The organism is Dietzia sp. CQ4 (assembly GCF_014145125.1).
GTDB classification, from domain to species: Bacteria; Actinomycetota; Actinomycetes; order Mycobacteriales; family Mycobacteriaceae; genus Dietzia; species Dietzia natronolimnaea.
The window spans coordinates 1-6992 of record NZ_JAALDZ010000241.1; the positions used below are offsets into that span (position 1 = coordinate 1).

Annotated in this window: 8 protein-coding genes; 5 read left to right on the forward strand and 3 right to left on the reverse strand. The window is 68.7% G+C overall.

Annotated elements, in window-relative coordinates:
• Positions 1 to 192: 192 nt before the first annotated feature.
• Genes G6031_RS13440 through G6031_RS13450 form a run of 3 tightly spaced genes read left to right on the forward strand, consistent with a single transcriptional unit; the run spans position 193 to position 2285 of the window.
• Positions 193 to 813, forward strand: a complete 621-nt coding sequence (locus tag G6031_RS13440; protein WP_182644993.1) for a histidine phosphatase family protein — start codon at positions 193 to 195, stop codon at positions 811 to 813.
• Positions 814 to 816: 3 nt separating this feature from the next.
• Entirely contained in the window at positions 817 to 1428 is a 612-nt protein-coding gene (locus G6031_RS13445) for a TlpA disulfide reductase family protein (protein ID WP_182644991.1), read from the forward strand.
• Positions 1425 to 2285 (forward strand): cytochrome c biogenesis CcdA family protein, encoded by an 861-nt coding sequence (locus G6031_RS13450; protein ID WP_182653530.1) that lies wholly within the window; start codon positions 1425 to 1427, stop codon positions 2283 to 2285. Before G6031_RS13445 ends, G6031_RS13450 begins: the two co-directional genes overlap by 4 nt.
• A gap of 23 nt (positions 2286 to 2308) precedes the next feature.
• Here the strand turns inward: G6031_RS13450 and G6031_RS13455 are convergent, their stop codons facing one another.
• From G6031_RS13455 to G6031_RS13465, 3 genes are all read right to left on the reverse strand, one after another.
• Positions 2309 to 3679: an HNH endonuclease signature motif containing protein gene (locus G6031_RS13455; RefSeq protein WP_182653531.1), complete on the reverse strand. Its 1371-nt coding sequence runs from the start codon at positions 3677 to 3679 to the stop codon at positions 2309 to 2311.
• A 77-nt stretch (positions 3680 to 3756) separates the two neighbouring features.
• Complete coding sequence (locus G6031_RS13460; RefSeq protein WP_017837752.1) at positions 3757 to 4005, reverse strand: hypothetical protein; 249 nt, start codon at positions 4003 to 4005, stop codon at positions 3757 to 3759.
• 12 nt (positions 4006 to 4017) lie between these two features.
• Positions 4018 to 5019, reverse strand: a complete 1002-nt coding sequence (locus G6031_RS13465) for a hypothetical protein (RefSeq protein WP_182653532.1) — start codon at positions 5017 to 5019, stop codon at positions 4018 to 4020.
• Between the two features lie 190 nt (positions 5020 to 5209).
• Between G6031_RS13465 and G6031_RS13470 the strand changes: the two genes are divergently transcribed.
• Positions 5210 to 5758, forward strand: coding sequence for a DUF3558 family protein (locus G6031_RS13470; protein WP_241737348.1), 549 nt, complete (start codon positions 5210 to 5212; stop codon positions 5756 to 5758).
• A partial coding sequence (locus tag G6031_RS13475) for a WXG100 family type VII secretion target (protein WP_182653534.1) occupies positions 5758 to 6992 on the forward strand: 1235 nt, incomplete at its 3' end. The genes G6031_RS13470 and G6031_RS13475, both read left to right, overlap by 1 nt.

Below are 6992 nucleotides of genomic sequence, written 5' to 3' on the forward strand. Positions count from 1 at the left end.
GCCGAGGCGCCGCCCTCGCTGGGCGGGTCCGCGGCCACCGCGCGCCCCGTTGAGGCCTCCGCACCGCAGCAGCAGGAGGGGGCCGAGGCGTACGGGGCCGCGCCCGGAACGATCTCCGCTCCGGGCGAGCCGGTCTCGTCGTCGTCGTCGGCACCTCGTGACTCGTCGGCCCGCGGGACCGAGACGCAGACCATCGTCCACCTGGTCCGGCACGGCGAGGTGCACAACCCCGACGGAGTGCTGTACGGCAGGCTGCCGGGCTTCCGGCTCTCCGAGCTGGGGCGCAGTCAGGCCGAGACCGTGGCACGCACGCTCGGGCAGGGGCACGACATCGTGTCGATCGTGGCCTCCCCGCTGCAGCGCGCCCAGGAGACCGCCGCCCCGTTGGCCGAGGCGCTGGGCCTGCCGGTGGGGATCGACGCCGACATCATCGAGGCCGACAACCGCTTCGAGGGCAACAAGGTCGGCGGCCCGGGCGGGGCGCTGCGTAACCCGAAGTACTGGCCGATCCTGATCAACCCGCTGCGACCGTCGTGGGGCGAGCCGTACCTGCAGATCGCCCACCGGATGATCGGGGCCGTGTACTCCACGCTCGACTCCGCCCGCGGCCACGAGGCGGTGCTGGTGAGCCACCAGCTGCCCGTGTACACCACTCGGCGGTTCCTCGAGGGCCGGCGGCTGTGGCACGACCCCCGCTCGCGGCAGTGTTCGCTGGCCTCGATCACCTCGCTGGTCTTCGAGGGCACGACGCTGCGCGACGTCGTCTACTCCGAACCGGCGGGTGCGTCCGACCCGTCGCAGACGGGAGCCTGAACCATGCGACGCCCCAAAGCCGCCCTCGGAGCCCTGCTCCTCGCGGGCGCCCTCGCCACCGGTGCGTGCGCGACCGGCACCGACGCGGTGGTGACGGGCCCGGAGACGTTCGAGTTCGTCAGCCCGGACGGTCAGCTGGAGATCCACTACGACCCCCCGTCCGAGCGCAAACCCGTCGCGACCCTCACCGGCCCGGATCTGCTGGACCCCGATCGCACGCTCAACGTCCAGGAGGACTTCGAGGGGCAGGTCGTGATCCTCAACCTGTGGGGCCAGTGGTGCGGCCCGTGTCGCGCGGAGTCCGACGACCTCCAGCGGTTGCAGGACGAGTTCGAACCGCAGGGCGCCACCGTGTTCGGCATCAACCTGCGCGACCCCAACCGGCAGAAGCCCGTCGACTTCGTGGAGGACAACGGCATCACGTTCCCCTCGATCTGGGACCCGAGCAATGCCGCGGTGGCGGCGCTGCGGGGCTTCCCGACGTCCGTGGTGCCGGCGACGATCATCCTGGACAAGCAGCACCGGGTGGCCGCCGTGTACCTGGCCGAGATCACCGATGACAAGCTGCGGGACACCGTGTCCGCGATCCTGGCCGAGGAGGTCGAGCCGGTGTGAACCCGGAGATGATCCTGGTCGCGCAGAGCGTGGGCGAGACCTTCCAGCAGACCGTGGCCAGCGGGCCGATCCTGCTGGCGCTGGGCGCGTGCGTCCTGGCGGGGCTCGTGTCCTTTGCCTCGCCGTGCGTGATCCCACTTGTGCCCGGCTACGTGGCGTACCTGGCCAGTGTCGTGGGCGCCGACCGTCCCCCGGTCACCGTGGCCGCCGCGGAGCGCCAACGAGCCGCCACGGCGACGATGACCCTGGAGGAACGCCGCACCCGCCGTTCCTCGCGTACGCGGGTGGTGGTGGCATCGCTGCTGTTCGTGGGCGGGTTCACCGTGGTCTTCGTGGCGCTCAGCGCCATGGTGCTGGGCACCGTGCAGTACCTGGCGCCGCAGCAGGAGTTGCTGCAGCGCCTCGGCGGCGTGGTGACGATCCTGATGGGGCTCGTCTTCATCGGCCTCGTGCCCACCCTGCAGCGGGATACGCGCATGCAGCCCAAGTCGCTCTCGACGTGGATCGGCGCCCCGATGCTGGGCGCCGTCTTCGCGCTGGGTTGGACGCCGTGCCTCGGCCCGACGTTGGCCGCGGCGCTCTCCGTGGCTGCGGGAACGGGTGTCGACGCCGCCCGGGGTGTGTTGCTGATCGTCGCGTACTGCCTGGGTCTGGGGCTGCCGTTCGTGTTGGTCGCGTTCGGTTCCACCTGGGCGATGCGGACCGTCGGGTGGCTGCAGAAGCACACCCGCGCGATCCAGGTGTTCGGCGGCGTCATGCTGATCATCGTGGGCCTGCTGCTGCTCTCCGGCGCGTGGGCCCTGTTCATCGACTGGCTCCGCGACTTCGCCATCTCGGACACCACCCTGCCCATCTGAGCGGCGCCTGACAGTCCCCGCGGTCACGCGGCCTCCTCGACGATGCCGGCCGCGCGGAGGCGTGCGTGGATGGCGTGGTCGAGGTCGCGGAGGAGCCCGAAGGGCAGGATCGGCGCCTCGAGTGACGTCAGCGGTGGCGGTCCCGCCTTGGCCGGCGGCGGGTCGGCGGCCCGCGGTGTGCCGGCGGGCGGGATCCATCGGACTCCCTGCGGCGCGGTGCGGTCGGGGATCGTGCTCCAGCCGGTGTCGTGAATCATGGCGTGGCAGTCGCCGCTGGCCAGAGCGAGTTGATCGATGTTCGTCAGTCCTCCGGCTGACCAGGGTGATCCGCTGTGGTGCGCTTCGCAGTGTCTGGCGTCCTGGTCGCAATCCGGGTGGGTGCAGCCACCGTACGCCGCGAACAGGGCGAGCCGTTGGTATCGAGAGGCGGTTCTGCGGCTGCGATAGAGCCTGAGATCCATCTCCTGGTCGCACAGTGCGAGGAACCAGTGGTTGCCACGCGCCATCGCCAGCGCCTGGGGCACGGGCACGCGGATCCCGCCGTCGGTCAGGCCACAGCCGGCAAGGGTGGTGAGCTGGTCCAGGTCGACACGCACCACGATCGCCGCCGGCGCTCCGGTCTTGCGGGCGTCGGCGGACAGGGCCAGGTGCAGGGCGTGGACCATCGCGTCGTGCATGCGCTGGCCGTCGGTCCGGGTGTCTGGCGCGTCCGCGTCAGGCCACAATCGGCCGGGCTGGCCCCAGCGGGCGTGCACCTCGCGCATCAGGGCTGCCAGCTGCGGATCCATGGTCATGCTGGCGCTGGCCATCAGGTCCAGTCCCTGGCCTCCGCATGAGACCGACCTGCGGCGGGCCCGTTCTTCGGCACCTCGTTCGGTGCGGCCCGGGTCCAGGGTGTCGAGTAGCTGATGCGCGTGCTCCTGCAATTGCCGGGTGGTGGACTTCTCGGCAGCCTCGAGCAGTTGCTGTTCCAGGCGATCGCGCACCTCGTCGTCACACTCATCCGACAGCGCGGCCAGCGCCTTACCGATGATCCTCAGCTGCCCGGCCGAGACCGTGCCGGCACCGCTGGCGCGCATGCGAGCGGAGTCGGCGATCCCGGCATCGTCAAGGCGTCCGCAGGCCTCCCCGGGCGCCAGACCCAGGCCGCCGGTGAGCATCTGGCGGTCGTTGACGAAGCCCATCTGACGGGCGGTGCCCGATTCCCGGGCCGCGGCCATGACCCGGGCCTGGGTCGCGCGGATCCGGCGTTGGGCCTGTTCGAGCGCGACGAGCTCGGCGTGCAGCTGCATCGAGGAGGTGTGGGTCCAGTCGCGTTGTAGGTGCAGATCGAGTGCGGCGAGGATCGCCCGCAACTCTCCACCCACGCTGTCGCATTTCCCGTTCTCGCTCATGTGTTCGATTAGATCACCCGGGTACGACACTGTCCGTCGACGCAGTTCACGCGGCGTTTCGACCGATCCGGAAGCCGTTACCAGGGCCAGAACGCCTTGATCATCGGCGAGATGAACAACCAGGCCAGCGACAGGTAGAAGATCACGACTGCCGCGATGAGGGTCACCACGTCGGACGGTTGGATCACGGACTTGAGCTGCTGTCTGCGATAGGCCACCCGGCGGTCCAATTCCTCCCAGCGCTGCAGTTGAGGGTCGATGTCCGTGTCCGCCTCGGCCCCCTCGCCGACGTCTGCAGGTTCTATTTCGTTCTCGGTGTGGTCCATCCGGGTTCCTTTCTAGATCGCGTAGTGGTACTGCCGGAGCAGCAGGTCATGATGTTCGGTCACCGATTTGTAGGCCAGTTCGCCGAACTTCTTGCCCATGGGGGATCCTGCCGCTGCCCCTGCGCCGGCCCCGACGAGTGCGCCGTAGGGGCCGGCGTAGGAGCCGCCACTGGCTCCGAGCAGCGCCCCGCTCGCCATTCCGCCGCCCAAGGCGCCACCGGTCTCCGTAGCGATCTCGAAGGCGCTTCCTTCGCCACGGGCGAACCGATTCACGCCGTCGTACACCGTCATCCCGGTGCCCAGGGGGCCCGCGACCTTCCCGACGAAGCGAAGTCCGGCGCTGGCCCGCCGGCCGTAGTCGTCGGGGGCGGGGTTGAGAACATGCCGACCGCGGGTGAGGGGGTCGAGCTCGTCGGCGCGCCTGGGGAGCCCCGCGGACATGGCGCGGGTGAGCGCGTCGACGGCCACGCCGGGCCAAGGATCATCCGGGCCGGGGACCGGGCCCCTGTTGGGCTCCGGTGGGATCGCGTCGTGCAAGCGCGCGGCGATCTCGTCGAGTGCGCGACCGTAGTGCTGGTCGAGTGAGGCCACGACGTCAAGAGCCTCTTCGATTGCCCCGGCATGATCGTCGACCTCGGCCTGGGTGATGTCGTCGCGGCCGACAGCGGGCGCGAGCGAATCATCGAGGACGACCAGGCCGCGAGCCTGGGCTTCGGAGATCCGGTCGCGAACCACCTGTACCGCAGGGTCGAGCGCATTACCCGCCTGTTCAAGGGTCTTGACCAGGTCGTCGAGATGGCCGGCAAGCGCGTCGATGTGGCGCAGCTCGGAGTCGACGGCATCCAGCACCGCGTCAGCGGCGACGCCCTCCCAACCCATGGCGAGGCTGTGGCGACTCTCGGAGAGGGCCCCGCGCGCCTCCTCGGCGATGGCGAGCCGACCAGCGCTCGCCACACACGCCGTCGTCACGCCGCGGGCGTCCCATCGCCGCACCGCGCCCGCCGAGTAAGTCACCCGATCTCCTCCTGTGACTCGTGTTCCGTCACCAGGTACGACGGGGCACGTCAGCGGCCGGTTCCATCGCCGAACCGATTCTTCGGAGGAGTCGTCCCGAATCGGGTGGAACCATCTGGTTGGACGGGGCGTCAAACAGATCGTGGGGACATTAAGAGGACCAGCCGCCGCGCTCGCGGCCTGCGCGGTGATGTCCGCGTGCGGAGTGAGTCAGGACAACGGCCAGGCGACGACGACGAGCCCAGCGGCCGCCGAGGAGACGATCAACCCCTGGGATCTGCCGATAGAGCAGCGGCCCGCCCTCTTCGACCCGTGTGCCGAAATTCCCATCGAGGCGGTGGAGCAGGGGGTAGGTGGGCCGGTTGAAGAGGTGGAGGAATACACCAGGCATCAACCTGGAGGGCTCATGGTGTGCGGCTGGTCATCTGACGAAGTCGACCTAAGTGTGCTGGCCACTTGGAAGTCACGCGATGACTATTTGGCCGACCCAATGTTTGAGGTGCGGGATCCGCAGTATGAAGTGGTGGGAAGGCCAGGGCTCCAGGTGGTCGAAACGGACGATTCGTTCGAAAAGACGTGCATTCAAATGCTTTTTACCGACCGCGGAACTGTATGGACCAAACTCGATCTCTTTGGGGCATTCCACGAATTCAAGGGCGAGCGATTCGCTGACCCCTGCGATTCCTTGGATGAAGCGATGGACCCACTAGCGGCGAGCTTTCCAAAAGGAGACCACTGATGAGTGTTCATCTTGCAATTGAAGCGGCAGAGTCATGTGTGAGGGCTTGTCAATATTTCTCTCGCGATATCGGAAGGCTCACCAACTCGGAGGCATTTGACAATCAGAATATAGCTCCGGGAGCCTTCGACACCGCCCGTCAAATCGGCACCGTGTATTCGCTATTCGTGGGAGAAGACCTGCGAACCTTGCTTAACGGCTATGTGGATCAGGCGAAAGCCATGGCTATGCTCTTCGCCGCCGCCGGAGGGTTGATCGAGGCGCAGGATGAGGCGGTGGCGGCGGCGCTGGGGAAGGCGGCGCAGGAGCCGGCCGGGTTGCAGAGTTTGGGGTTGTTGGGTTCGCTTGGATCGACGACCGCGATTCTCGATTCAGCCGACGGGACCAGCACGCTGCACGGGTATGACCGAGTGGGACCCGAGGAGGTATCGGGCGCCCCGCTGGCGAAGATGGTCTCCGGGGCACAGGCTCTGGATCCGGCGCAGTTCCAGCAGGTGCGGGATCGGGTCAGCACCGTCGCGACAAGCCTTCACACAGCGGCGGCCAACCTGCGCAGCGGCCTGGGCAACGCACTGGGCAGCCAGTGGCAGGGTGAGTTCGCTAACCAGGCCAGCACCTCGGTGGGATCGTTCACCGAATCGGTAGACAGACTGGCCACGGTCCTCGAAGTGGTGGCCACCAAGGCGAGCACCGCCGAGGACGGTTTCAGCACCACCAAGTCACGGATCGGCGAGGAGTCCGCAACCCTCCAGGCCGCCCAGGTCAACACCCCGGGCTTCGGCTACGTCCACGGCCCTCCGACCCTCGAATCCGCTGCCGCGATGGCCGCAGCCCAGGAGGACGCCGAAGAACAGGCACGAGCGATCGTCAACACCGTTTACAGCCCCGCGGTGATGGACGCCAACCTCGCCGACCTGGACATACCCAGCCCGTACCGCGTGATCTCGACGTCCGCGCTGGGTGGCGCGAGTGGACTCGACCTGGTCTCGGCCTGGAACGTGGACGGGGTCGTCCGACCCGCTGGTCCGGCCGCGCCCGGCCACGCCGCCCTCGCCGCCGCCGGGGGAGGAGGGAATCCGGCAGGAGTCCCCGCGGTCGGCGCAGGTGCTGGCACGGGGACGACGACGAGCCTGCCTGCCGCAACCGACGCCCCCACCGAGCAAGCGCTTCTGACCTCGCGGAACGGCGCGGTCGACGGCGGGGGAGCGGTGGCCGCCGCCACCGGACAGGCAGC